Source organism: Geodermatophilus amargosae, from assembly GCF_041028265.1.
Taxonomy (GTDB): domain Bacteria; phylum Actinomycetota; class Actinomycetes; order Mycobacteriales; family Geodermatophilaceae; genus Geodermatophilus; species Geodermatophilus amargosae_A.
Genome location: NZ_JABGCW010000004.1, coordinates 370,542 through 394,733 on the forward strand (window position 1 = coordinate 370,542; position 24,192 = coordinate 394,733).

General features: G+C 75.2%; 26 protein-coding genes. 24 read left to right on the top strand and 2 right to left on the bottom strand.

Going from position 1 to position 24,192, the window contains the following annotated elements; genetic code table 11:
* Positions 1-34: 34 nt before the first annotated feature.
* From HLV61_RS07330 to HLV61_RS07345, 4 genes are all read left to right on the top strand, one after another.
* Complete coding sequence (locus HLV61_RS07330; RefSeq protein WP_369253806.1) at positions 35-2,404, top strand: [protein-PII] uridylyltransferase; 2,370 nt, start codon at positions 35-37, stop codon at positions 2,402-2,404.
* 118 nt (positions 2,405-2,522) lie between these two features.
* Complete coding sequence (locus HLV61_RS07335; protein WP_369253808.1) at positions 2,523-2,717, top strand: hypothetical protein; 195 nt, start codon at positions 2,523-2,525, stop codon at positions 2,715-2,717.
* 129 nt (positions 2,718-2,846) lie between these two features.
* Positions 2,847-4,418, top strand: coding sequence for a signal recognition particle protein (ffh, locus tag HLV61_RS07340; RefSeq protein WP_369253810.1), 1,572 nt, complete (start codon positions 2,847-2,849; stop codon positions 4,416-4,418).
* Entirely contained in the window at positions 4,415-5,497 is a 1,083-nt protein-coding gene (locus HLV61_RS07345; RefSeq protein ID WP_369253813.1) for an amidohydrolase family protein, read from the top strand. Before ffh ends, HLV61_RS07345 begins: the two co-directional genes overlap by 4 nt.
* A gap of 27 nt (positions 5,498-5,524) precedes the next feature.
* Here the strand turns inward: HLV61_RS07345 and HLV61_RS07350 are convergent, their stop codons facing one another.
* The gene (locus tag HLV61_RS07350) at positions 5,525-6,082 is read right to left on the bottom strand and encodes a hypothetical protein (RefSeq protein WP_369253815.1); all 558 of its coding nucleotides are present in this window, start codon (positions 6,080-6,082) and stop codon (positions 5,525-5,527) included.
* Between the two features lie 145 nt (positions 6,083-6,227).
* Here HLV61_RS07350 and HLV61_RS07355 point away from each other — a divergent pair, with 145 nt between their 5' ends.
* From HLV61_RS07355 to whiG, 16 genes are all read left to right on the top strand, one after another.
* On the top strand, positions 6,228-8,003 hold the full coding sequence (locus HLV61_RS07355; protein ID WP_369253817.1) for a proline--tRNA ligase: 1,776 nt from the start codon (positions 6,228-6,230) through the stop codon (positions 8,001-8,003).
* A 457-nt stretch (positions 8,004-8,460) separates the two neighbouring features.
* On the top strand, positions 8,461-8,973 hold the full coding sequence (gene rpsP / locus HLV61_RS07360; RefSeq protein WP_369253819.1) for a 30S ribosomal protein S16: 513 nt from the start codon (positions 8,461-8,463) through the stop codon (positions 8,971-8,973).
* 3 nt (positions 8,974-8,976) lie between these two features.
* Entirely contained in the window at positions 8,977-9,213 is a 237-nt protein-coding gene (locus HLV61_RS07365; protein WP_093579987.1) for an RNA-binding protein, read from the top strand.
* Positions 9,214-9,230: 17 nt separating this feature from the next.
* Positions 9,231-9,755, top strand: a complete 525-nt coding sequence (gene rimM / locus HLV61_RS07370; protein WP_369253822.1) for a ribosome maturation factor RimM — start codon at positions 9,231-9,233, stop codon at positions 9,753-9,755.
* Positions 9,752-10,507, top strand: coding sequence for a tRNA (guanosine(37)-N1)-methyltransferase TrmD (gene trmD, locus HLV61_RS07375; RefSeq protein WP_369253824.1), 756 nt, complete (start codon positions 9,752-9,754; stop codon positions 10,505-10,507). Before rimM ends, trmD begins: the two co-directional genes overlap by 4 nt.
* Positions 10,500-11,000 (top strand): NUDIX hydrolase, encoded by a 501-nt coding sequence (locus tag HLV61_RS07380; protein WP_369253826.1) that lies wholly within the window; start codon positions 10,500-10,502, stop codon positions 10,998-11,000. The genes trmD and HLV61_RS07380 overlap by 8 nt, the downstream gene beginning before the upstream one ends.
* Before the next feature lie 179 nt (positions 11,001-11,179).
* Positions 11,180-11,536 (top strand): 50S ribosomal protein L19, encoded by a 357-nt coding sequence (gene rplS / locus HLV61_RS07385; protein ID WP_369253828.1) that lies wholly within the window; start codon positions 11,180-11,182, stop codon positions 11,534-11,536.
* An 85-nt stretch (positions 11,537-11,621) separates the two neighbouring features.
* Entirely contained in the window at positions 11,622-12,524 is a 903-nt protein-coding gene (gene lepB / locus HLV61_RS07390; RefSeq protein WP_369253830.1) for a signal peptidase I, read from the top strand.
* A gap of 245 nt (positions 12,525-12,769) precedes the next feature.
* Entirely contained in the window at positions 12,770-13,489 is a 720-nt protein-coding gene (locus HLV61_RS07395; protein WP_369253832.1) for a LuxR C-terminal-related transcriptional regulator, read from the top strand.
* Between the two features lie 222 nt (positions 13,490-13,711).
* Complete coding sequence (locus HLV61_RS07400; protein ID WP_369253834.1) at positions 13,712-14,491, top strand: ribonuclease HII; 780 nt, start codon at positions 13,712-13,714, stop codon at positions 14,489-14,491.
* Positions 14,488-14,808: a DUF2469 domain-containing protein gene (locus tag HLV61_RS07405; RefSeq protein ID WP_073421822.1), complete on the top strand. Its 321-nt coding sequence runs from the start codon at positions 14,488-14,490 to the stop codon at positions 14,806-14,808. Before HLV61_RS07400 ends, HLV61_RS07405 begins: the two co-directional genes overlap by 4 nt.
* 131 nt (positions 14,809-14,939) lie before the next feature.
* Complete coding sequence (locus HLV61_RS07410; RefSeq protein WP_369253837.1) at positions 14,940-15,299, top strand: YraN family protein; 360 nt, start codon at positions 14,940-14,942, stop codon at positions 15,297-15,299.
* Positions 15,296-16,816, top strand: coding sequence for a YifB family Mg chelatase-like AAA ATPase (locus HLV61_RS07415; RefSeq protein ID WP_369253839.1), 1,521 nt, complete (start codon positions 15,296-15,298; stop codon positions 16,814-16,816). The genes HLV61_RS07410 and HLV61_RS07415 overlap by 4 nt, the downstream gene beginning before the upstream one ends.
* Positions 16,813-18,063, top strand: a complete 1,251-nt coding sequence (gene dprA / locus HLV61_RS07420; protein ID WP_369253841.1) for a DNA-processing protein DprA — start codon at positions 16,813-16,815, stop codon at positions 18,061-18,063. Before HLV61_RS07415 ends, dprA begins: the two co-directional genes overlap by 4 nt.
* An 80-nt stretch (positions 18,064-18,143) precedes the next feature.
* On the top strand, positions 18,144-19,079 hold the full coding sequence (locus HLV61_RS07425) for a tyrosine recombinase XerC (RefSeq protein WP_369253843.1): 936 nt from the start codon (positions 18,144-18,146) through the stop codon (positions 19,077-19,079).
* A 72-nt stretch (positions 19,080-19,151) separates the two neighbouring features.
* Positions 19,152-19,955 (top strand): RNA polymerase sigma factor WhiG, encoded by an 804-nt coding sequence (gene whiG / locus HLV61_RS07430; protein ID WP_369253845.1) that lies wholly within the window; start codon positions 19,152-19,154, stop codon positions 19,953-19,955.
* Between the two features lie 24 nt (positions 19,956-19,979).
* Here the strand turns inward: whiG and HLV61_RS07435 are convergent, their stop codons facing one another.
* Complete coding sequence (locus HLV61_RS07435) at positions 19,980-20,483, bottom strand: M23 family metallopeptidase (RefSeq protein WP_369253847.1); 504 nt, start codon at positions 20,481-20,483, stop codon at positions 19,980-19,982.
* 301 nt (positions 20,484-20,784) lie between these two features.
* Here HLV61_RS07435 and rpsB point away from each other — a divergent pair, with 301 nt between their 5' ends.
* The 4 genes from rpsB to frr all read left to right on the top strand — a co-directional run bounded on the left by rpsB (position 20,785) and on the right by frr (position 24,189).
* Positions 20,785-21,732 (top strand): 30S ribosomal protein S2, encoded by a 948-nt coding sequence (rpsB, locus tag HLV61_RS07440; RefSeq protein WP_369253849.1) that lies wholly within the window; start codon positions 20,785-20,787, stop codon positions 21,730-21,732.
* 92 nt (positions 21,733-21,824) lie between these two features.
* Positions 21,825-22,640, top strand: coding sequence for a translation elongation factor Ts (gene tsf, locus HLV61_RS07445; protein ID WP_369253851.1), 816 nt, complete (start codon positions 21,825-21,827; stop codon positions 22,638-22,640).
* A gap of 132 nt (positions 22,641-22,772) precedes the next feature.
* A complete protein-coding gene (gene pyrH, locus HLV61_RS07450) occupies positions 22,773-23,561 on the top strand; it encodes a UMP kinase (protein WP_440284475.1) in 789 nt (262 codons plus the stop codon).
* A gap of 70 nt (positions 23,562-23,631) precedes the next feature.
* Positions 23,632-24,189, top strand: coding sequence for a ribosome recycling factor (gene frr / locus HLV61_RS07455; protein ID WP_369253853.1), 558 nt, complete (start codon positions 23,632-23,634; stop codon positions 24,187-24,189).
* Positions 24,190-24,192: the final 3 nt, after the last annotated feature.

The following is a 24,192-nucleotide window of genomic DNA, read 5'->3' on the forward strand; positions in this document are numbered from 1 at the left end:
TCCACCGTCGCCGACCGGACCAGCAGGGGGACACGTGCCGGACCTCGGGTCGCTGCCCGACCTGCCCCGCGCCGAGCGGGTGCAGGTGCTCGACGCCTGGCTGGGCGGCCTGCTGGCCGACGCCGTGGCCGGCACGCCGCCGCCGCGCCGGTCCCGCGGGGGAGGCGCGCCGCGGACGGGCACCGACGGCGTCGCGCTGGTCGCCGTGGGCAGCCTGGGACGGCGCGAGCCCCCGCCGCACGGCGACCTCGACCTCGTGCTGGTGCACGACGGCCGGCCGGAGGTGGCCGGCCTCGCCGACGCCGTCTGGTACCCGATATGGGATGCCGGGGTGCGGCTGGACCACTCGGTGCGGTCGGTGTCCGAGGCGGTGTCGGTGGCCTCGACCGACGTCAAGGCGGGCCTGGGGCTGCTCGACGCCCGGCTGGTCGCCGGTGACGCGGGCCTGGCGGCCTCGCTGCGCACCGCCACCCTGGCCAGCTGGCGGCAGTCGGCGTCGAGGCTGCTGCCGCAGCTGCGCGACCTGCGCCGCGGCCGGGCCCGCCAGGTCGGTGAGCTGGCGTTCCTCCTCGAGCCCGACCTCAAGGAGGCCTACGGCGGCCTGCGCGAGGGGCAGGTGCTGCGCGCGGTGGCCGCCGCGCAGCTGGTCGACGAGCCCTCTCCCGAGGTCGAGGCGGCCTACTCCTTCCTGCTCGACGTCCGCGACGAGCTCCGCCGCCGCTCCGGGCGGGCCACCGACGTCCTCGTCCGGCAGGAGCAGCGCCCGGTCGCCGCGGCCCTGGGGCTGGCCGACGAGGACGTGCTGCTGCGCGAGGTGAGCCTCGCCGGGCGCCGGCTGGCATTCGTCGCCGACGACACGTGGCGGCGGGTGGAGGCCGCGCTGGTCCGCCGCCCGCGTGCCCGCTACCGCCGGGTGCGGCGCGAGCCGCTGGCCGAGGGCGTGGTGCGCCAGGGCGACGAGGTCGTGCTCGCCCGCGACGCGCACCCGGCCGCCGACCCCGGGCTGGTGCTGCGCGGTGCCGCGGCGGCCGCCCGTGCCGACCTGCTGCTCTCGCCCTACACGCTCAAGGTGCTCGCCGTGCACTCCCCGCCGGTGCCCGAGCCGTGGCCGGCCGAGGTCCGCTGGTCGTTCCTGCGGCTGCTGGCCAGCGGGCGCTCGGCGGTGCCGGTCCTCGAGCAGCTCGACCAGGAGGGGCTGCTGTCGCGGCTGCTGCCCGAGTGGGACCACGTGCGGTCGCTGCCGCAGCGCCACCCGTGGCACCGGTTCACCGTCGACCGGCACCTGGTGGAGGCCGCCGCGGCCGCCGCCGAGCTGACCCGCGACGTCGACCGCCCCGACCTGCTGCTGGTCGCGGCGCTGCTGCACGACATCGGCAAGGGCTGGCCCGGCGACCACAGCGTCGTGGGGGAGCCCATCACCGCGGACGTCGCCACGCGCATGGGGTTCGCCCCGGCCGACGTCGCCGTCCTCGGCACCCTGGTGCGCCACCACCTGCTGCTGCCCGACACCGCCACCCGCCGCGACATCGACGACCCCGCCACCATCGAGCGGGTCGCCGACACCATCGGGCGCGACGCGCAGGTGCTGCAGCTGCTGCACGCGCTGGCGCAGGCCGACGGCGCGGCCACGAGCGTCTCGGCGTGGTCGCCGTGGAAGGCCCACCTGGTCGCGCACCTGGTGGCGCGCGTGCAGGCGCACCTGGGCGGGACGCCGGTGGCCGAGTCCGGCCCCGTCCTGCACCCGACCGAGCCGTCGGTGACCCAGGCGGCCGAGGACGGGGCGGTCACCGTGGGGGTGGAGGACGTCGCCGACGGCCAGCAGGTGACCATCGGCGCCCCCGACGCGCCGGGTCTGTTCAGCCGGCTGGCCGGGGTGCTGGCGCTCAACCAGCTCGACGTCCGCGCCGCGAAGGTGAACGTCTCCGGGCACCGGACGACCGCGGTGTTCGCCGTCCGGCCCCGCTTCGGCCGCGCGCCGCAGCCGACGATCCTGGCCGACGCCGTCCGCGCGGCCCTGGAGGGGACGCTGCCACTGGCCGAGCGGCTGCGGCAGCGCGAGGCCGACTACCGGCAGGACGCCGCCCGTTCGGCGCCGCCGCGGATCTCGTGGCACGACTCGGAGGTCAGCGGGGAGGCGACCAGCATCGTGGAGGTGCGCGCAGGGGACCGGGCGGGGCTGCTGTACCGGCTCACCGCCGCGCTCGCCGCCGAGGGGCTCGACGTCACCTCCGCCCGCATCGAGACGCTCGGGGCCGACGCCGCCGACTACTTCTACGTCTGCAACCCCGCCGGCTGCCCGATCGACGCCGAGCAGCGCGCCCGGGTCGAGGCGGCCCTCGCCGCCGCCTCCCGCGGTGCCGTACCCGACCCGGCGCACAGCGGGCGGTCCGACACGCCGGACTGACGTGCCCGGTCCTGTCGGTGCCCCGTGCGAGCGTCGGGCTGACGCGGGACGGACCGGTCCCGCGACCGACGACGTCGAGGGAGCACCCGTGGATACGTGGCCCGTGCAGACGTGGCCCATGCAGACGTGGCCCCTGCGGACGTGGCCCTGTCCGACCTGCGGCGGGGACCGCCTGTTCGAGCAGCCGCCGTGCGCCGACGGGCACACCGATGACGGGGAGTGCCCCGAGTGGGTGTGCACCGACTGCGGGGGCGCGTTCCTGCTCGGTGGGTTCGACGCCGTCGTCGCGGCAGCGGTGCGGCGCGCGGCGTAGGTCCGCGGCGTGGGTCTGCTGCCCGCGGGCGCGCACGGCCGGGGGGAGTGGCCCCGCTCGATACCCTGGGGTCAGGTGGCGCGGCCCGTCCGGGCCCATGGACGCGCCCGTGACTGCTGAGGACTGCGCGTGTTCGAGACACTCTCCGACCGGCTCGACAAGGTCTTCACCGGCCTCCGTGGCAAGGGCCGGCTGACCGACGCCGACATCGACGCCACCGCGCGTGAGATCCGCATCGCGCTGCTCGAGGCCGACGTCGCGCTGCCGGTGGTGCGCGCCTTCATCGCCGCGCTCAAGGAGCGGGCCCGCGGTGCCACGGTGTCGCAGGCGCTCAACCCGGCCCAGCAGGTCATCAAGATCGTCAACGAGGAGCTCGTCGAGATCCTCGGCGGCGAGACCCGCCGGATCCGCTTCGCCAAGCAGTCGCCCACGGTGATCATGCTGGCCGGCCTCCAGGGTGCCGGGAAGACGACGCTGGCCGGCAAGCTCGGCCGCTGGCTGAAGAGCCAGGGCCACGCGCCGCTGCTGGTGGCCTGCGACCTGCAGCGCCCCAACGCGGTCAACCAGCTCTCGATCGTCGCCCGGCAGGCCGGCGTCGACGTCTACGCGCCCGAGCCGGGCAACGGCGTCGGCGACCCGATCCGGGTGGCGGCGGACTCCATCGAGCACGCCCGCCGCACGATGCACGACGTCGTCGTCGTCGACACCGCGGGCCGCCTGGGCATCGACGCCGAGCTGATGGCCCAGGCCGTCGGCATCCGCGACGTCGTGCAGCCCGACGAGACGCTGTTCGTCGTCGACGCGATGATCGGCCAGGACGCCGTCACCACCGCCGAGGCCTTCCGCGACGGTGTCGGCTTCTCCGGCGTCGTCCTCACCAAGCTCGACGGCGACGCCCGCGGTGGTGCCGCGCTGTCGGTCCGGTACGTGACCGGGCAGCCGATCATGTTCGCCTCCACCGGCGAGAAGCTCACCGACTTCGACGTCTTCCACCCCGAGCGGATGGCCTCGCGCATCCTCGGCATGGGCGACGTGCTGACCCTCATCGAGCAGGCCGAGCAGGCCTTCGACGCCGACCAGGCCGAGAAGATGGCCGGCAAGCTGGTCAGCCGCGAGGGCTTCACGCTCGAGGACTTCCTCGAGCAGATGATGGCCATCCGCAAGATGGGCCCGATCGCCAACCTGCTCGGCATGCTGCCCGGCGCGGGCGCGATGAAGGAGCAGCTCAAGCAGGTCGACGACCGCGACCTGGACCGCACCGCGGCGATCATCCGCTCGATGACGCCCGAGGAGCGGGTCAACTCGAAGATCATCAACGCGTCGCGCCGGGTGCGCATCGCCAACGGCTCGGGCGTGACCGTCACCGAGGTCAACCAGCTGCTGGAGCGCTTCGGGCAGGCCCAGAAGATGATGGGCCAGATGGCCGGCAGCATGGGCCTGCCGGGCATGGGCCCGATGTCCAAGAAGGCCCGCGGCCGGCAGATGCAGGCCCAGTCCGCGAAGGGCAAGAAGGGCAAGAAGGGCGGGAAGGCCAAGGCCCCCGCCCGTCGCCCGATGGGTGCCCCGGGGCTGCCCCCGGGCGGCGGCTTCCCCGGCGGCGGCCTCCCCGGCGGGATGCCCGCGCTGCCCCCGGGCCAGGCGCTGCCGGACCTCAGCAAGCTCGACTTCAGCAAGTTCGGGGACGAGCGGCCCGGGCGGTGAGCGCCGGGGACCTGCACCTCTCCGGGGTCGTCCTCCCCGAGGGCGAGCACCGCGACCTCTGGGTCCGCGACGGCCGGGTGACGTTCGTCCCGGTGCCGGGCGCGGAGACCGTCTCGCGCGGCGGCTGGCTGTTGCCGGGCCTGGTCGACGCGCACTGCCACGTCGGCATCGGCCGTGGCGGGGTGTTCGTCGAGGACCTCCCCGGGCTGCGGGAGCAGGCGCTGGCCGAGCGCGACGCCGGCGTGCTCGCGCTGCGCGACTGCGGCTCGCCGGTGGACACCCGGGCGCTGGACGACGAGCCCGACCTCCCGCGGATCGTCCGGGCCGGCCGGCACATCGCCCGCACCCGCCGCTACCTGCCGGGGCTGGCCGTCGAGCTCGAGCCCGCCGACCTCGCCGCCGAGGTGCGGGTGCAGGCCCGGCGCGGCGACGGCTGGGTGAAGCTCGTCGGCGACTGGATCGACCGGTCGGTGGGCGACCTCGCGCCGGAGTGGCCCGCCGACGCGCTCACCGAGGCGATCGCGGCGGCGCACGAGGAGGGCGCCCGGGTCACCGCGCACACCTTCGGCACCGACGCCCTGCCCGCCCTCGTCCGCGCCGGCATCGACTGCATCGAGCACGGCACCGGGCTCACCGAGGACCTGGTCGGCGAGATGGCCGCGCGGGGCACCGCCGTCGTCCCGACGCTGGTCAACGTGGAGAACTTCCCCGGGTTCGCCGCGGCGGGGGAGGCGCGGTTCCCCACGTACGCGAGCACGATGCGGCGGCTGTACGCGCAGTCGGGCGCCGTCGTCCGGGCCGCGTACGAGGCCGGGGTGCCGGTGTTCGCCGGCACCGACGCCGGCGGCGGCATCGAGCACGGGCGCATCGCCGACGAGGTGCACGCGCTGTGCCGGGCCGGCCTGCCCCCCGAGGCCGCGCTGGCCGCCGCGTCCTGGTCGGCGCGCACGTGGCTGGGGCTGCCCGGCATCGAGGAGGGCGCGCCGGCCGACCTCGTCGTCTACGACGCCGACCCGCGCGCCGACCTCGACACGCTCGCCCGCCCGGTCCTCACGGTGCTCCGCGGCCGCGTCGTCTGACGACGGTCCCCTCCCCGGGAGCCGGGCTCAGACGCTCACGCCGGCCGCGACGCAGGCCTCCCCGAAGTCGGTGACCGGCTGGGTCAGCGACTGGAACGCGGTGAACACGTCGGCACCCGACCCGAGCTCGTCGATCGCCTCGTCGGTGGCCGCCGAGACGTCGGCGGCGGCGGCCAGCAGCGGGGCGCCGGCGTCCTGGTGGTCGGCCGGGGCGTCACGCATCGCCTCGAGCAGCGGGACGACGGCGGCCGGGTCGACGTGGCCGTCCTCGTCCACGGAGACCAGTGGCAGGCCGGCGTAGCCGAACCAGCCGACGACGGCCTGGCACAGGCCCGCGTCGCCCGGGACGCCGGCGCCGGGCACGGGGAGGTCCTCGTCCCCGGCGGTCCCGGTCTCCGGCGCCGGGCCCGGGGCGGGGTCGCTGTCGCCGGCCTCCTCGACCGGCGGGGTGGCCGGGTCGGCCGAGGCCTCCTGCCCCTGCGGGACCGGGGTGGCCGTGCCGCCGACCGGGGTCGAGCAGGCGGCGAGGGCCGCGCTCGCGCAGGAGGCGAGGGCGAAGGCGGCCAGGCGGCGGGGCGTGCGCACGGGGGAGCTCCAGGACTTCTCGGCTGCGTCCAGGCCACCGGTCGGCGGCTCGTTGGGACGACGGTCGCGGCCGGTGCTTGCGACGCCCTTGCGAGCGGCTGACCGCGCGGCACAACCGGCTCGCGCGCCCTGGGAGACTCGTGCCGTGCTGTTGCGGATGTCCTCCCTGTTCCTGCGCACCCTGCGCGACGACCCGGCCGACGCCGAGGTGCCCAGCCATCGCCTGCTGGTGCGTGGCGGCTACATCCGGCGGGCCGCGCCCGGCGGGTTCACCTGGCTGCCGCTGGGCTACCGCGTCTTCCGCAACGTCGAGCGCGTCGTCCGCGAGGAGATGGACCGGATGGGCGCCCAGGAGGTGCACTTCCCGGCGCTGCTGCCGCGCGAGCCCTACGAGGCGACCGGCCGCTGGACCGAGTACGGCCCCAACCTCTTCCGGCTGCAGGACCGCCGGGGCGTGGACTTCCTGCTCGGCCCCACGCACGAGGAGATGTTCACGCTCCTGGTGAAGGACCTGTACTCGTCGTACAAGGACCTGCCGCTGTCGATCTACCAGATCCAGGACAAGTACCGGGACGAGGCGCGACCCCGCGCCGGCCTCTTCCGCGGCCGCGAGTTCACGATGAAGGACAGCTACTCCTTCGACGTCGACGACGCCGGCCTGGACGCCTCCTACGTCGCGCACCGCGCCGCCTACATCCGGATCTTCGACCGGCTCGGCCTGGACTACGTCATCGTCTCGGCGATGTCGGGTGCGATGGGCGGCTCGAAGAGCGAGGAGTTCCTGCACCCCACCGAGATCGGCGAGGACACCTTCGTGCGCTCGGCCGGCGGGTACGCGGCCAACGTCGAGGCGGTCGCCACCGTCGTCCCCGAGCCCGTCCCGCTCGACGGGCTGCCCGAGGCGCACGTCGAGGACACCCCCGACACCCCGACCATCGACACGCTGGTCGCCGTCGCGCGGGAGCTGTTCCCCGACGCCGGGTACACCGCCGCGGACACGCTGAAGAACGTCGTCGTCACGCTGGTGCACCCCGACGGGACGCGCGAGCCGCTCGTCGTCGGGATCCCGGGCGACCGGGACGTCGACGCCAAGCGGCTCGAGGCGCAGCTGGCACCGGCCGAGGTGGAGCCGTTCGCGGACTTCGAGCATCACCCCGCGCTGGTCAAGGGCTACATCGGCCCGCAGGTGCTCGGGAAGGACAGCGCGTCGGGCATCCGCTACCTCGTCGACCCGCGCGTGGTGCCCGGCACCCGGTGGATCACCGGCGCCAACGAGCCCGGCAGGCACGTGTTCGACCTGGTGGCCGGCCGCGACTTCGCCTGGGACGGCACCGTCGAGGCCGCCGAGGTGCTGCCCGGCGACCCTGCGCCCGACGGCTCCGGCCCCCTGGAGCTGGCCCGCGGAGTCGAGATCGGGCACATCTTCCAGCTCGGCCGCAAGTACGCCGACGCGCTGGGCCTGCAGGTGCTCGACGAGAACGGCAAGCTCGTCACGGTCACGATGGGCTCCTACGGCATCGGCGTCTCCCGCGCCGTGGCCGCGATCGCCGAGTCCACCCACGACGAACTCGGCCTGGTCTGGCCGCGCGAGATCGCCCCGGCCGACGTGCACGTCGTCGCCACCGGCAAGGACGCCGCGGTGTTCGAGGCCGCGCGGGCGCTGTCCGACGAGCTGGTCGCCGCCGGCCTGACCGTCCTCTACGACGACCGGCCGAAGGTGTCGCCCGGCGTGAAGTTCAAGGACGCCGAGCTGCTCGGGATGCCGACGATCGTCACCGTCGGCCGCGGGCTCGCGCAGGGCGTGGTCGAGCTGCGCGACCGCGCCACGGACGAGCGGTCGGAGGTCCCGGTGGCCGGCGCCGCCGCCGCGGTCCTGGCCGCCGTCCGAGGTCAGCTCCCGGCGAGCAGCTCGACCTCGTAGCCATCGGCGTCCTCGAGGTGGGCGCCGCGGCCACCAGGGCGTCGAGGTCGGCCGGGGTCCCCGCTCAGAACGCGAGGTGGTCCCGGCCCGGGCGGCGGCGCTGGTGGATGTCCGCGGACGGGTCGGGTGGGCGCTCGACGACGACGTGGACCTCCCCGAGGCGCCACGACCGGCCGTGCCCCCAGGACCGGTACAGGCTGCGCGCCGAGGGCGGTCGGCAGCCGGCCCCAGGAGCGCTCGGCCCGGCCGAGGTCGGGCGGCCACGGCTCCACGTGGTGGAGCAGACCCCGGCTGGTCACTGCACGCCTCCCGGCGTCTGGCATCATGGACCGTCGAACACGGCGGTGCGCGGCCCTCTCACCGACGCCGGCCGTGTCCATGGCTCCGCCCCGGCGTAACCCCACGCGTCCGTCCGGCGAGCACCGACGAACAGCGTTCGAGGAGAATCCGAGCCACCGTGGCCACCAAGATCAAGCTCATGCGTCTGGGCAAGATGCGTGCTCCGTACTACCGCATCGTCGTCGCCGACTCGCGCACCAAGCGCGAGGGCCGCGTCATCGAGACGATCGGCAAGTACCACCCCAAGGAGGACCCCTCCTTCATCGAGGTCGACACCGAGCGCGCGCAGTACTGGCTCGGCGTCGGCGCCCAGCCCACCGAGCCGGTCGCGGCGATCCTCCGCGTCACCGGTGACTGGCAGAAGTTCAAGGGCGAGCCGGCCCCGCCGCCCATGAAGGTCGCCGCCCCCAAGCCCGACCGCAAGGCCCTCTACGAGGAGGCCGTGCGCAGCAACGGGGACGAGCCGGCCGCCGGCGCCACGACCCCGAAGAAGAAGGCCGCCCCCAAGGCCGACGAGGCCCCCCAGGCCGGAGCCGCCGCCGCTCCCGACACCGCCGCCGCTCCCAACACCGCCGCCGCTCCCGACACCGCCGCTGCTCCCGACGCCGCGGCCGAGACCCCCGCCGAGTAAGACGTGCTCGAAGAGGCGCTCGAGCACCTGGTCAAGGGCATCGTCGACCACCCGCGCGACGTCACCGTCGACATGGTCGGCGGGCGCCGCGGCAAGACCCTCGAGGTGCGGGTCCACCCCGACGACCTCGGCAAGGTCATCGGCCGGGGCGGTCGCACCGCCAAGGCGCTGCGCACGGTCATGACCGGCGTCGGCGGCCGCGGCCTGCGGGTCGACGTCGTCGACACCGACGGGCGCTGAGCCCTCGCGTCCCGGACGTGGGACCCACTCCTGACGACACCGTGGTGGTCGGCCGCATCGGCCGGCCCCACGGTGTCCGTGGTGAGGCCACCATCGAGGTCCGGACCGACGACCCCGACAGGCGCTTCTTCCCCGGTGCGGTCATCCGCACGGTCCCGGCCGACCGCGGTCCGCTGACCGTCACCGGCGCCCGGTGGCACCGCGAGGTGCTCCTGCTGGCGTTCGAGGGCTACGACTCCCGCGAGGAGGTCGAGACCCTCCGCGACACCCTGCTCGAGGTCCCGCTGGCCGACCTGCCGGCGCTGGAGGACCCCGACGACTACTACGACCACCAGCTGGTCGGCCTGGCCGTCCGCCTGCCCGACGGCACGCCGCTGGGCGCGGTGACCGCCGTCCGCCACGAGGGCGCCGACCTGCTGGTCGTGGCACGCGCCGACGGCGGTGAGCTGCTCGTGCCGTTCGTCTCGGCGATCGTGCCCACCGTCGACCTCGACGCCGGAGTGGTGGTCGTCGACCCGCCCGAGGGACTGCTCGACCTGTGAGTCCGTTCCCGGTGGACCCCTACACGATCGACGTCGTCACGATCTTCCCCGAGTACCTCGCTCCGCTGCGCCAGTCGCTGCTGGGCAAGGCCGCCGAGCGCGGCCTGGTGACCATCGGCGTGCACGACCTGCGGCAGTGGACCGACGACGTCCACCGCACCGTCGACGACGCGCCGTACGGCGGCGGGCCCGGCATGGTGATGCGCCCCGAGCCGTGGGCGCGGGCCCTGGAGGCCGTCCGCCCGCCCGGCACGCGGCTGGTGGTGCCCACCCCGGCGGGGCGCCCGTTCACCCAGGCCGTCGCCGCCGAGTGGGCCGCCGAGCCCGGCCTGGTCTTCGCCTGTGGCCGCTACGAGGGCATCGACCAGCGCGTGGCGGAGTGGGCGGCGGGGTCCGGGCCGGTGTCGGAGGTCTCGATCGGCGACTACGTGCTGGCCGGCGGTGAGTCCGCGGTGCTGGTGATGGTCGAGGCGGTGACCCGGCTGCTGCCCGGCGTCCTCGGCAACCGGGAGTCGGTGGAGTACGACTCGCACGCCGACGGGCTGCTCGAGGGGCCGTCCTACACCCGGCCGGCCTCCTGGCGCGGGCTCGACGTGCCGCCGGTGCTGCTCTCCGGCGACCACGCGGCCATCGCCCGGTGGCGGCGCGCGGAGTCCCTGCGGCGGACCGCGACGCGCCGCCCGGACCTGCTGGCCGCGCTGCCCGGGGACGCGCTCTCCCCGGCCGACCGGGCAGCGCTCGACGATGGTTGAGCGCGCCCTGGTGCGGCCGACGGCACGGGTCGTCGTCCTCGACCCCGACGGGCGGGTGCTGCTCCTCGGCGCACGGCTGACCGACCCCGCGATCCCGCCCGGCGACGTGCTGTTCTGGTACACGCCCGGCGGGGGGGTGGAGGACGGCGAGACGGTCCGGCAGGCAGCCGCGCGCGAGCTGGCCGAGGAGATCGGACTGGTCGTCGACGCGGCGGCACTGGAGGGCCCCGTCTGGCTGCGCCGCCACGTGGGCCCCTTCGCCGGCGTCGACGTCGACTCGCGAGAGACCTTCTTCGTCCTGCGCGACGTCGTCCACGAGGTGGACGCGACCGGCCGCACCGAGCTGGAGCTGCTGGGGGAGGAGCCGCACCGCTGGTGGACGGTCGACGAGATCGCCGCCGCAGGGGTGGAGTTCGCCCCGCGCGAGCTCGCCGGCGTGCTGCCGGAGCTGCTCGCCGGTCCGTGGCGCCGGCCGCCCCGCGTCGTCGACTGACGCCCGTCCTCCGGGGCCGACCTCGGCAGTCCGGCGCGGATGTGGCACAGTAGAGAGTCGCTGCAGACCGGAGGCGCCCGCCGACGGGACCCCGGAGTCGCAGCCCCCTGGTCCGGAGCGCGGGGTGTCCCGCTGCCCGGACCGACGACGAGCCACCGCTGAGACCGAGGAATGCCGCGATGAACACCCTGGACGTACTCGACGCCGACTCCCTGCGCGACGACATCCCCGGGTTCCGCCCGGGCGACACCGTCAAGGTGCACGTCCGCGTCGTCGAGGGCAACCGCTCGCGCATCCAGGTCTTCCAGGGCGTCGTGATCCGGCGTCAGGGCGGCGGGATCCGCGAGACCTTCACCGTCCGCAAGGTCAGCTTCGGCGTGGGTGTCGAGCGCACCTTCCCGGTGCACACCCCGGTCGTGGAGAAGATCGAGGTCGTGACCCGCGGTGACGTCCGCCGCGCGAAGCTGTACTACCTCCGCGAGCTGCGCGGCAAGGCCGCCAAGATCAAGGAGCGCCGCGAGACCGTCGCGCGCTGACCGCGCCCGGCTCCCCGGACGACTCCGGGCCGGACGCACCCGGCCTGACCACGGCGGGTCCCCCGCGGCCGTACGCTGGCTCCCGATGAGCAGCGACCGGTCCGGAGGGCCCGCCGACGTCGTCCCGGGGGACGACCCCACGCCCGAGGAACCGACCGCCGCCGGTCGCCGTTCCGGGCGGCGGCACAGGGGCGCCCCGGAGAAGAAGGGCTCGCTGCTGCGCGAGCTGCCCGTGCTGCTGCTCGTGGCCTTCGTGCTCGCGCTCCTGGTCAAGACGTTCCTCGCCCAGGCGTTCTTCATCCCCTCCGGGTCGATGGAGCAGACGCTGCACGGCTGCACCGGCTGTACCGGTGACCGGGTGCTGGTGAACAAGATCCCGTACTGGTTCGGCGACCCCGAGCCCGGCGACATCGTCGTCTTCCAGGGGCCGGACACGTGGACGCCCGAGGTCGAGGTGTCCGAGCCGTCGAACTGGTTCACCGGTGGCCTGCTCTGGCTCGGCCGCGCCGTCGGTGTGGCCCCGCCGAGCGAGGACGACTACGTCAAGCGGGTCATCGCCACCGGCGGGCAGACGGTGGAGTGTTGCGACGCCGAGGGGCGGGTGACCGTCGACGGCCAGCCGCTGGACGAGCCCTACGTCTTCGAGGACACCCCGCTGGAGAACCGCGCCTTCGCCCCGGTGACCGTTCCCGAGGGCCGGCTGTGGGTGATGGGGGACCACCGATCGGCGTCGGCCGACTCCCGCTCGCACGTCGGGGACCGCTACAGCGGCACCATCGCCGTCGACGACGTCATCGGCAAGGCGGCGCTCATCGTCTGGCCGGTCTCGCGCTTCGGCACGCTGGACGACCCCGACATCCAGGGCGTCGAGGCGGCCGGCGTCTCCGGCACGGTCGGCCAGTACCTGCCGATGGCCGCGGGTCTGGTCGGTGCGCTGCCGGTCGCGGCCTGGAACCGCAGGCGCCGGCTCCGCCCGCCCCCCGACTGACCGCCCCCGCCTGCCGACGGCGCCGTCCCTCCCCGAGGGACGGCGCCGTCGTCGTTCCCGCGCCATTCCGGAAAATGGCGTCACCATGTCGACAATCCGGAGTCGCTTCCCACTCCGCGTTTCCCCTGTGACGGCAACGACCAATACGCGGCTGAGAAGAAATCCCCAGAAAGTGTTCAAGGTGTGCGCCATTCATCCCGATGGAGTAGTCGAGAGTCACCCGGTCCACCGAATTGGAGAATGTCGTGTCCGCACCCCTGGCGAGCGCCACCCGAGGCGTCACCCGCGTGCTCCTCCTGGCCGACGCCCCCGTCCTGCGGCGCGGCCTGGTCAGCATGATCAACGAGACCGCCGGCATGCAGTCGGTCGGTACGCCCGGCGAGCTGCGCCGCGCCCTGACCCTCGTCGAGACCGCCCGGCCCGACGCCGTGGTCGTCGAGCTGGGCGCCGGCCGCGCCGCCACCCTCAACGTCGTCCGCGACCTGCGCCGCCGCTTCCCGCGGGTCGCCGTCGTCGCCCTCGCCACCTCCGAGGACCCCGCCGTGGTCAACGAGGCGGTCGCCGCCGGTGTCCGCGGCTACCTGATGCTCAACACCTCGCCGACCCTGCTCGGCTGGGCGATCCTGGCCGCCCGCGCCGGCCGCACCGTCGTGGACCCGCAGATCCGCCGCGTCGAGCCCAGCGCTGCCCCGGTCGGCAAGCCGCTCACCCCGGAGGTGCCGCTGACCCGGCGCGAGCAGGACGTCCTCGACGAGCTCCTGCAGGGCCAGTCCAACCGGCAGATCGGCCGCAACCTGTTCATCAGCGAGGACACCGTCAAGTCCCACGTCAAGGCCATCCTGCGCAAGCTGGGCGCCCGCGACCGGGCGCACGCCGTCTCCCTCGTCCTCTCCGCCCGCGGGTCGGCGTCCTGCACCTGCGGCGCGCACGCCGTGACCGCCGCCCCCGCCCCCGTGGAGGTCTGACCAAGGACCTCCCTGCCCCCCGCCACTCGCAGGCTCGCGGTGGGACCCCGCAGGGAGGCCGGCCGGACCGTCCGCCTCCTCGGCGGTCCGGCCTGCGGGCCCCCGGGCCCGCTCCGGTCCACGGGCCGGTCCCCTCTGACCCCGGGGACCGGCCCGTGGCCGTCGCACGCGCCGCGAGGGCCCGGCGGGCCTGTCGGCGGGGCGTCGTAGTGTCGGACGGCGATGGCCGGACGTCTTCCCCCTGCCCACCGGGCCGCCGCGGCGCCGGCGGCCCGCAGCCGTCGTCCCGACGTCGCCGAGGGCGACGCGCTGTGGGACATGGAACGGTCGCTGCGCCGCCGCGGCTTCGCCTCCGTCGCCGGTGCCGACGAGGCCGGCCGGGGCGCGTGCGCCGGGCCGCTGGTCGCGGCCGCGTGCGTCCTGCCGGCCGGGCGGCGCGGCCGCGTCCCCGGGCTCGCCGACTCCAAGCTGCTCACCGCCGCCGCCCGCGACCGGGTCCACGACGAGGTCGTCGACCGTGCGGTGGCCTGGTCGGTCGTGGTGATCCCGGTGTCCGAGCTCGACGCCCGCGGCATGCACGTCACCAACCTCGAGGCGCTGCGCCGGGCGGTCACCGCGCTGGACCCGCCGGCCGACTACGTCCTCACCGACGGCTTCCCGGTGCCCGGCCTGGGCGTGCCCAGCCTCGCGGTGTGGAAGGGCGACCGCGTCGCCGCCTGCGTGGCAGCCGCGTCCGTGCTGGCCAAGGTCACCCGCGACCGGATCATGCTCGACCTGCACGAGCGCTTCCCCGAGTACGACTTCGCGGTGCACAAGGGCTACACGACCGGGGCCCACGGCGCCGCCCTCGAGCGTCACGGGCCCTGTCCCGAGCACCGGTCGCGCTTCGTCAACGTCGTCCGCGCGCGCGACGCACACGCCGTGCGGGAACTCCAGCTCACCGGTCCCGGCGGCATGGTCGATGATGGGGGCATGTGCACCGTCTCCGGAGAGCCGCGATGAGCACCGAGGACCTGGAGAAGTACGAGACCGAGATGGAGCTGCAGCTCTATCGCGAGTACCGGGACATCGTCCGGCAGTTCACCTACGTGGTGGAGACCGAGCGGCGCTTCTACCTCGCCAACTCCGTCGACCTGCAGGTCCGCGAGGCCGGCGGCGAGGTGTTCTTCGAGCTCAAGCTCTCCGACGCCTGGGTCTGGGACATGTACCGGCCGGCCCGCTTCGTCCGCAACGTCCGGGTGCTGACGTTCAAGGACGTCAACGTGGAGGAGCTCGACAAGCCCGACCTCGAGCTGCCCGACGGGCCACGGATCACCTGATCTGCATCGCACGCCCGGGAGGCTGACCGCCCGGGCCGTCGGCATCGGTGGCGCCGTCCACAGCCCGGGCCGCTGTCCACAGACCGCCGTCCCGGGCCCTCGCCGGTGTGGGTCCGGGTCACGGTCGGCGGGTGTCCACGACCACCGAACTCGGCAGCCGCGGGGAGACCATCGCCGCGGTCTACCTCACCGACGCCGGACTGTCCGTCCTCGACCGCAACTGGCGCTGCCGCGACGGTGAGCTCGACATCGTCGCCCGCGAGGGCTCGGCGATCGTCTTCTGCGAGGTCAAGACCCGCCGGGCCACCGGCTTCGGCCACCCCGTCGAGGCGGTGACCCGGGCCAAGCAGCGACGGCTGCGGGTCCTGGCCCAGCGGTGGCTGTCCGCCCACGACCAGCACGCGCCCGACCTGCGGTTCGACGTCGTCGGCGTGCTCGTGCGACCGGGCGGGCCGGCGCTGGTGACCCACCTGCGCGGGGCGTTCTCGTGACGCTGGCCCGCACCTGGTCGGTCGGCCTGGCCGGGGTGTCCGGGGCGATGGTCGAGGTCGAGGTGGACATGTCCGCCGGCGTCCCCGGGGTGGTGCTCGTCGGGCTGCCCGACGCCGTGGTGCGCCAGTCGGTCGACCGCGTCCGCGCCGCCGTCGTCAACACCGGGGCGTCCTGGCCGATGCGCCGGATCACCATCGGCCTGTCCCCGGCCTCGATGCCCAAGCAGGGGAGCGGCTTCGACCTCGCGCTGGCCGCCGCCGTGCTCGCCGCCGCCGGCGCGCTGCCCACCGACAGCGTCGACGGGCTGGTCCTGCTCGGCGAGCTGGGGCTGGACGGCTCGGTCCGTGCGGTCCGCGGCGTCCTGCCCGCGGTGCTGGCCGCAGCCCGGGCCGGGCACGGCACCGTCGTCGTCCCGGCCGGAAACGCGGAGGAGGCGGCCCTGGTCGACGGGGTCGACGTGCTCGCCGCGCGGACGCTCGGCGACGTGGTCGGCCACCTGTCCGGGCGCACCCGGCTCGCCGCCCACCGGCGCGGTCCGCTGCCGGTGCCGGCACCGGCGCCCGACCTCGGCGACGTCGTCGGGCAGGCCGCCGGCCGGCGCGCCGTCGAGGTGGCCGCGGCCGGCGGGCACCACCTGTTCCTGACCGGCCCGCCGGGTGCGGGCAAGACGATGCTCGCCGAGCGGCTGCCCGGACTGCTGCCCGTCCTCGACGAGCGGGCCGCGCTCGAGGTCACCGCCATCCACTCGGTCGCCGGCACCCTGCCCCCGGGCGCACCGCTGCTCAGCCGGCCGCCGTTCGAGGCGCCGCACCACACGGCCACCATGGCCGCCCTCGTCGGCGGGGGGTCCGGCGCCATCCGCCCCGGCGCGCTGTGCCGTGCCCACCGCGGCGTGCTCTTCCTCGACGAGGCGCCGGAGTTCCCGCGGGCGACGCTGGACACCCTGCGCCAGCCGCTCGAGCGCGGCCAGGTCACCATCAGCCGGGCCGCCGGGTCGGCGACATTCCCGTGCCGCGCGCAACTGGTGCTCGCGGCCAACCCGTGCCCGTGCGCCAGCGCGGCCGGCGACGCCGCCTGCACGTGCAGCCCGCTGGAGCGGCGCCGCTACCAGTCGCGGCTGTCCGGCCCGCTGCTCGACCGCATCGACCTGCGGGTCGAGCTCCCGCCGGTGACCCGCGCGGCCTGGATGGGCGCCGCCACGGCCCCGGAGCCGACCGCCGCGGTGGCCGCGCGGGTGGCGGCCGCCCGCGCCGCCGCGGCCGACCGGCTGGGGGACACCGGGCTGGTCCTCAACAGCCAGGTGCCCGGGCGGCTGCTGCGGGAGCGCTGGCCGGTCCCGCGTGCGGCCCTCGCCCTGGCCGAGCGGGCCCTGGACCGCGGCCTGCTGTCGGTCCGTGGCCTCGACCGGGTGCTGCGGGTGTCCTGGACGCTGGCCGACCTGGCCGGGCGCACGGTCCCCGACGGCGACGACGTCGCCGAGGCGCTGGGCATGCGGCTGCAGCGGGTGGCGGCGTGAACGCCCCGACCCTCGACGAGGACCTCGAGGACGCCCTCGCCGGCCCGGTCACGGTCGGGGGCGTCGCCGTCCCCGGTCTGCGGCGGGCCCGGGCCTGGCTGACCCGCGCGGCGGAGCCCGGCTCGGTGGACCTGTGGCGGTGGACCGACGACGTCGGACCGGTCGCCGCCGTCCGCGCCCTGCGGGCCGGGACGGCACCCGAGGAGGCCCGCGCCCTCGTCGGTGCGCGCGCCGGGGAGGACGCCAGCCTCGCCGACCTGCGCCGCGCCGAGCGCTGCGGTGCCCGCCTGGTGGTCCCCGAGGACGACGAGTGGCCCGCGCTGGCGCTGCACGCGCTCACCGTCGCCGCGCACACCGGCGGGAACGACCCGGTGCAGCACGACCGGACCACCGCGCTGGTCCCGCCGGTGGGGCTGTGGGTGCGCGGGGACCCGCCGCTCGACGCGACGGTCGACCGCTCGGTGGCCGTGGTCGGGGCGCGGGCGTCCACGGCGTACGGCGAGCACGTGGCCGCCGACCTCGGCGCCCAGCTGGGGGAGCGGGGCTGGACGGTGGTCTCCGGCGGTGCCTACGGCATCGACGTCGCCGCCCACCGCGGCGCGCTGGCCGCCGGCGCCGCCACCGTGGTGGTCCTGGCCTGCGGCGTCGACCGGGCGTACCCGGCGGCGCACTCGGCGGTGTTCCAGCGCATCGTCGACGCCGGGGGCCTGCTGGTCAGCGAGTGGCCGCCCGGCGCGGCGCCGCACCGGCACCGCTTCCTGGTCCGCAACCGGATCATCGCCGGGCTGACGCGCGGCACCGTGGTGGTCGAGGCCGCGGCCCGGTCCGGGGCGCAGGCCACCGCGCGGCGGGCCCGCGGGCTGGGCAAGCAGCTGCTGGTCGTGCCCGGGCCGGTCACCAGCGCGATGTCGGTCGGCTGCCACGAGCTGCTGCGGGAGGCCGAGGGAGGCGCCCGGCTGGTCGGCAACGCCGTGCAGGTCATCGAGGCCGTGGGCAGTCTGGGCGAGGACCTCGCGGCCCCGGTGGAGCGGCCCGCCTCCCCGCGTGACGGCCTGTCCGACCTGGCCCGCAGGGTGCTCGACGCCTGCCCGGTCCGCACCGGCGTGAGCGCCGAGCGGCTGGCCGCGGTCGCCGGGTGCGACCCGCTGGAGGCCCTGCGCGTCCTGCCGGCCCTGGAGCTGGCCGACCTGGTGCAGTGGACCGGCACCGGGTGGCGGCTGGCGCCACCATCGCGGGAGCGGGCCTGACGCCGGGCCGCGGATCCGTGGCGGACGGCCGACCGGCGCGGCGCCTTGACCGGCGGTCGGCGCCGTCGGACGGTCGCACCGTGACCGCCCGGACCGCCGACGCCCGCGCCGCGCTGCCGCCCGCGCTGGCCGCCGCGCTCGACGGCTACGAGCAGGCGCTGCGCGACGAGCGGGACCTCTCCGCGCACACCGTCCGCGGGTACCTCACCGACGCGGTCTGGCTGCTCGACCACCTCGCCCGCCGCGGCGGCACGAAGGTCGACGAGCTGGACCTGACCGCCCTGCGCAGCTGGCTGGCCCAGGGCCGCACCCGGGGCGCCAGCCGCGCCACCACCGCCCGTCGCGCTGCCGCCGCGCGCTCGTTCACCGCCTGGCTGCGCCGCTCGGGGCACACCCCGGAGGACGTCGGCCTCCGGCTGGTCAGCCCCAAGGCGCACCGGACGCTGCCCGACGTGCTCGCTCCCGACCAGGCGCGGACCGTCGTCGAGTCGACCGCCGGCGCGGAGGACCCCGTGGGCCTGCGCGACGCCGTCGTCCTCGAGCTGCTGTACGCCAGCGGCATCCGGGTCAGCGAGCTGGTCGGGCTCGACGTCGACGACGTCGACCGCGGCCGGCGGCTGCTGCGGGTCCTCGGCAAGGGACGCAAGGAGCGCAGCGTGCCCTACGGCGCGCCGGCCGAGCAGGCGCTCGACGCGTGGCTCACCCGCGGCCGCCCGGCGCTGGCCACCCCCGACTCGGGCCCGGCGCTGCTGCTCGGCGCCCGCGGCCGGCGGCTCGACCCGCGCGAGGCCCGCCGCACGGTGCACACCGCGGTCGCCCGCGCGCCCGGCGCGCCCGACGTCGGCCCGCACGGCCTGCGCCACTCCGCGGCGACCCACGTCCTCGAGGGCGGCGCCGACCTGCGCTCCGTCCAGGAGCTGCTCGGCCACGCTAGCCTCGCGACGACGCAGATCTACACGCACGTGACCGTCGAGCGGCTGCGAGCGGTGCACGCGCAGGCGCACCCGCGGGCCTGAGCCCACCACCCACCAGCCAGACAGTCCGAGGGTCCCGCGGGACCCGAGCCACCACGAAGCGGGAGAGCCGACGTGCCCGAGGCGACCATCCACCGGATCGGCGGCGAGCCCGAGGAGGACGCCGACGCCGCGCTGCTCGAGCTCTGGACGCAGTACGTCGCCGACCGCGCCCCCGGCCTGCGCGACCGGCTGATCCTCCACTACGCCCCGCTGGTCAAGTACGTCGCCGGCCGGGTCGGCAGTGGCCTGCCGGCGCACGTCGAGCAGGCCGACCTGGTCTCCTACGGCACCTTCGGGCTCATCGACGCGATCACCCGCTACCAGCCCTCGCGCGAGGTCAAGTTCGAGAGCTACGCGATGGCCCGCATCCGGGGCGCGATCATCGACGAGCTGCGCAGCACCGACTGGATCCCGCGGTCGGTCCGCATGCGCGCCCGGCAGTTCGAGCGGACGGTCGCCGCGCTGGAGAACCAGCTCCGGCGCAGCCCGACCGACGAGGAGATCGCCGCGGCCATGGAGATGGACGTCGAGGAGGTGCGCAAGTTCCTCGGCCAGCTCTCCCTGGTCAACGTGGTCGCCCTCGACGAGCTGCTCACCGACGACGACGGCGGCGCTCCACGACTGGTCGACACCCTGCGGGACGCCAACGCCCTCGACCCGCAGGCGATGGCCGAGCACGGCGAGGCCCGCCAGCTGCTCGCGCGCGCCGTCGAGCAGCTGCCCGAGCGGGAGAAGGTCGTGGTCAGCCTCTACTACTTCGAGGGTCTGACCCTGGCCGACATCGGCCGCGTCCTCGGCGTCACGGAGAGCCGGATCTGCCAGCTGCACACCAAGGCGGTCCTGCACCTGCGCACCAAGCTCGCCGACATCGCCTGAGCTCTCCCGGCCGGACGCCGTCGCTCAGCCGAGCGGGAGCAGCCGGACCCGCGGCGGGCGGAGCAGCGCCAGCGGGTCGAGGTAGACCTCGCCGCGGCGCAGGCCCCAGTGCAGGCACGCGGCGGCCGGGCACCCCGCATGACCGGCCAGCAGCGTCCCGAGCGGCGAGCCGCGGGACACCGTCTGCCCGGCCGCGACGGCGGGGTCGACCGGCTCGTAGGTCGTCCGCAGCCCGCCGGCGTGGTCGACGCTGACCACCGGCCGCCCCGCCACCATCCCGGCGAACACGACGACGCCGTCCCCGGCCGCCGCGACGACGTCGCCGGGGACGCCTGCCAGGTCGGCGCCGCGGTGCCCTGGGCCGTAGGGCGAGGGCGGGGGAGCGAACGGCCGGGGGACCTGCGGCGGGTTCCCGAGCGGGGACGTCCACGGCGCGGCGACCGGGGTGGCCGGCTCGGCGACCGCGGGGGCGGGCGCGAGCACGGCGGCGCAGGTCAGCAGCACTCCGAGCAGCAGGCGGGCGGGCACGCCGCCGAGCCTCGCGGCCGTCGCGTCCGGATCCCTCCCGGGTAGGAGACCTGTGGACGGTCCCGACGGCGGGGGAGGAGCGCCGTGGGCAGCGCGTATGCTGAGCGGTGCGACCCGTCTGCACGGGTCGACTCCGCGCGTCCTCCTCCCGCCCCAGCGGTGGGGCAGCCCCACCTCGGTCCCGGTCCGCCCGGGTCGGTGGCGCCGCGGGACGCCAGGGCGGGACACCAGCCGGTGCCCGCGTCAACCGAGGAGCGCGGCCGCCGTGCGGTCGCGCGTGAGCAGGAGAGGCTGCGGCCACATGGCAGTCGTCAGCATGAAGCAGCTGCTCGACAGCGGCGTCCACTTCGGGCACCAGACCCGTCGCTGGAACCCGAAGATGAAGCGGTTCATCTTCACCGAGCGCAACGGCATCTACATCATCGACCTGCAGCAGACGCTGGGCTACATCGACTCGGCCTACGAGTTCGTGAAGCAGACCGTCGCGCACGGCGGCTCGATCATGTTCGTCGGGACCAAGCGCCAGGCGCAGGAGGTCGTCGCCGAGCAGGCGCAGCGCGTCGGCATGCCCTACGTCAACCAGCGCTGGCTGGGCGGCATGCTCACCAACTTCCAGACGGTGCACAAGAGGCTCCAGCGGCTCAAGGAGCTCGAGGACATGGAGCAGACCGGCGTGCTGGTCAGCCTGTCCAAGAAGGAGCAGCTGGTCCTCAGCCGCGAGAAGGCCAAGCTCGAGCGCAGCCTCGGCGGCATCCGCGACATGTCGAAGGTCCCCAGCGCCATCTGGATCATCGACACCAAGAAGGAGCACATCGCCGTCGGCGAGGCCCGCAAGCTGGGCATCCCGGTCGTCGCGATCCTCGACACCAACTGCGACCCCGACGAGGTCGACTACAAGATCCCGGGCAACGACGACGCGATCCGCAGCATCGCCGTGCTGACCCGCGTGGTCGCCGACGCCGTGGCCGAGGGCCTCATGGCCCGCTCGGCCGCGCAGGCCAACGCCGGCCGCGAGGACGGCGCCGAGCCGGCCATCGGCGAGGCCGAGCCGCTGCCGGACTGGGAGCGCGAGCTGCTCACCGGCCAGGCGGACGGTGCCCCGGCCGAGGCCGCCCCGGCCGCGGTCGCCCCGCTGCCGGAGACCCCGGTCGCCCCGCCCGCCGTCACCGCCGAGGAGATCGCGCCGGTCGAGGGCGTGCCCGCCACCGGCGACACGGCCACCGGCACCCAGGGCGCCCAGAACGGCTGACCCGACGGCGCCGCCGCCCGCGTCCCGACGAGGGCGGGCGGCGGCGCCGCGGCACGTCCGCACCACCCCATCCAGACCCGTGAGGAAGTGACATGCCCGCCTTCACCGCTGCCGACGTCAAGCGCCTCCGTGACGCCACCGGCGCCGGCATGATGGACGCCAAGAAGGCCCTGACCGAGGCCGACGGCGAGTACGACAAGGCCATCGAGCTGCTGCGCATCAAGGGTGCCAAGGACGTCGGCAAGCGCCTCGAGCGCTCCACGACCAACGGCATCGTCGTCAGCAAGCACGGCGCCCTGCTCGAGCTCGACTGCGAGACCGACTTCGTCGCCAAGAACGCCGACTTCGTCGCCCTCGCCGAGCGCCTGATCGAGATCGTCCTCGAGCAGTCGCCGAAGGACCTCGACTCGCTGATGGCCACCGAGGTGGACGGCCAGACCGTCGCCAAGCTGGTCGAGGCCGAGTCCGCCCGCATCGGGGAGAAGCTGGTCCTCGCCCGCTTCGCCACCTTCGAGGGCCCGACCGCGGTCTACCTGCACAAGCGGGCCACCGACCTGCCGCCGGCCATCGGGGTCGCCGTCCAGTACCAGGGCGGCGACGAGGAGGCCGCGCGTTCGCTGGCGATGCACATCGCCGCCGCGCGCCCGCGCTACCTCAGCCGCGAGGAGGTCCCGGCCGAGGCCGTCGAGACCGAGCGGCGCGTGGCCGAGCAGACCGCGAAGGAGGAGGGCAAGCCCGATCAGGCGATCGTCAAGATCGTCGAAGGCCGGGTCAACGCCTACTACAAGGACTTCGTCCTGCTCGAGCAGCCGTCGATCACCGAGCCCAAGCGCACGGTGAAGCAGATCGTCGACGAGGCCGGCCTGACCGTGCAGCGGTTCGCCCGCTTCGAGGTCGGCCAGGCCTGACCGAGACCGTCACCCGCCCACCGGCTCCGTTCCCGCACAGGGGACGGGGCCGGTGGTGTCTGCGGGCCCGGCTGGCGGGCCGGCCGCTGTTTGGCAGGATCAGGGGAACGACGTCGAGCGAGGGATGAGCAGTTGACCGAGACCGCCACGACGCAGACCCCGGCCGCAGCGCACCCGCCGCTCTCGGCCCCCAGCGCCTTCCAGCCCGCCGACGGCGACGGCTACCAGCGGGTGCTGCTCAAGCTCTCCGGTGAGGCCTTCGGCGGCGGCAGCGTCGGCGTCGACGGCGGCATCGTGCACAGCATCGCCGAGCAGCTCGCCGGGGTCGTCCACGGCGGCACGCAGGTCGCCGTCGTGGTCGGCGGCGGCAACTTCTTCCGCGGCGCGGAACTGGCCGAGGCCGGCATGGACCGCCGGCACGCCGACTACATGGGCATGCTCGGCACGGTCATGAACGCCCTGGCGCTGCAGGCGTTCTGCGAGCAGGTCGGCCTGGAGACCCGGGTGCAGACGGCGATCACGATGGGCCAGGTCGCCGAGCCCTACATCCCGCGCAAGGCGGTCCGGCACATGGAGAAGGGCCGGCTGGTCATCTTCGGCGCCGGCGCCGGCATGCCCTACTTCTCCACCGACACCGTCGCCGCCCAGCGCGCCCTCGAGATCGGCTGCCAGGTGCTGCTCATGGCGAAGAACGGCGTCGACGGCGTCTACGACGACGACCCCCGCACCAACCCCGCGGCGACCATGTACGACGACCTCGAGTACGCCACGGTGCTCGCCGACCAGCTCAAGGTCGCCGACGCCACCGCCATCAGCCTCTGCATGGACAACCGCATGCCGATCGTGGTGTTCAACCTGCTGCGCGACGGCAACATCGCCCGTGCCGCGGCAGGTGAGAGGATCGGGACGCTGATCAGCTGAGCGGGCGCCCGCACGCGTAGGCCGCACCCAGGAGGACGGCGGGAGCATCCCGCCGCAGGAGGAGAGACCCGTGATCGACGACACCCTGCTCGACGCCGAGGAGCGGATGGACAAGGCCCTGTCGGTCGCGCGGGAGGACCTCGGTTCGGTGCGCACCGGCCGCGCCGCACCCTCGATGTTCAACAAGGTCCTGGTCGACTACTACGGCGCCCCCACGCCGCTGCCGCAGATGTCCTCGATCACGGTGCCCGAGGCGCGCATGGCGGTCATCAAGCCCTACGACATCAGCCAGCTCTCGGCGATCGAGAAGGCCATCCGCGACAGCGACCTGGGCGTCAACCCGACCAACGACGGCCAGATCATCCGCGTGGTGTTCCCGCAGCTGACCGAGGAGCGCCGCCGCGACCTGGTGAAGATGGCCCGGTCCAAGGGCGAGGACGCCAAGGTCGCGATCCGCAACGTGCGCCGCCGGTCCAAGGAGGAGCTCGACCGCATCGCCAAGGACGGCGAGGCCGGCGAGGACGACGTCCGCCGCGCGGAGAAGGAGCTCGACGACCTCACCGCCCAGCACGTCGCGGGCATCGACGAGGCCGTGAAGAACAAGGAGTCCGAGCTGCTCGAGGTCTGAGCC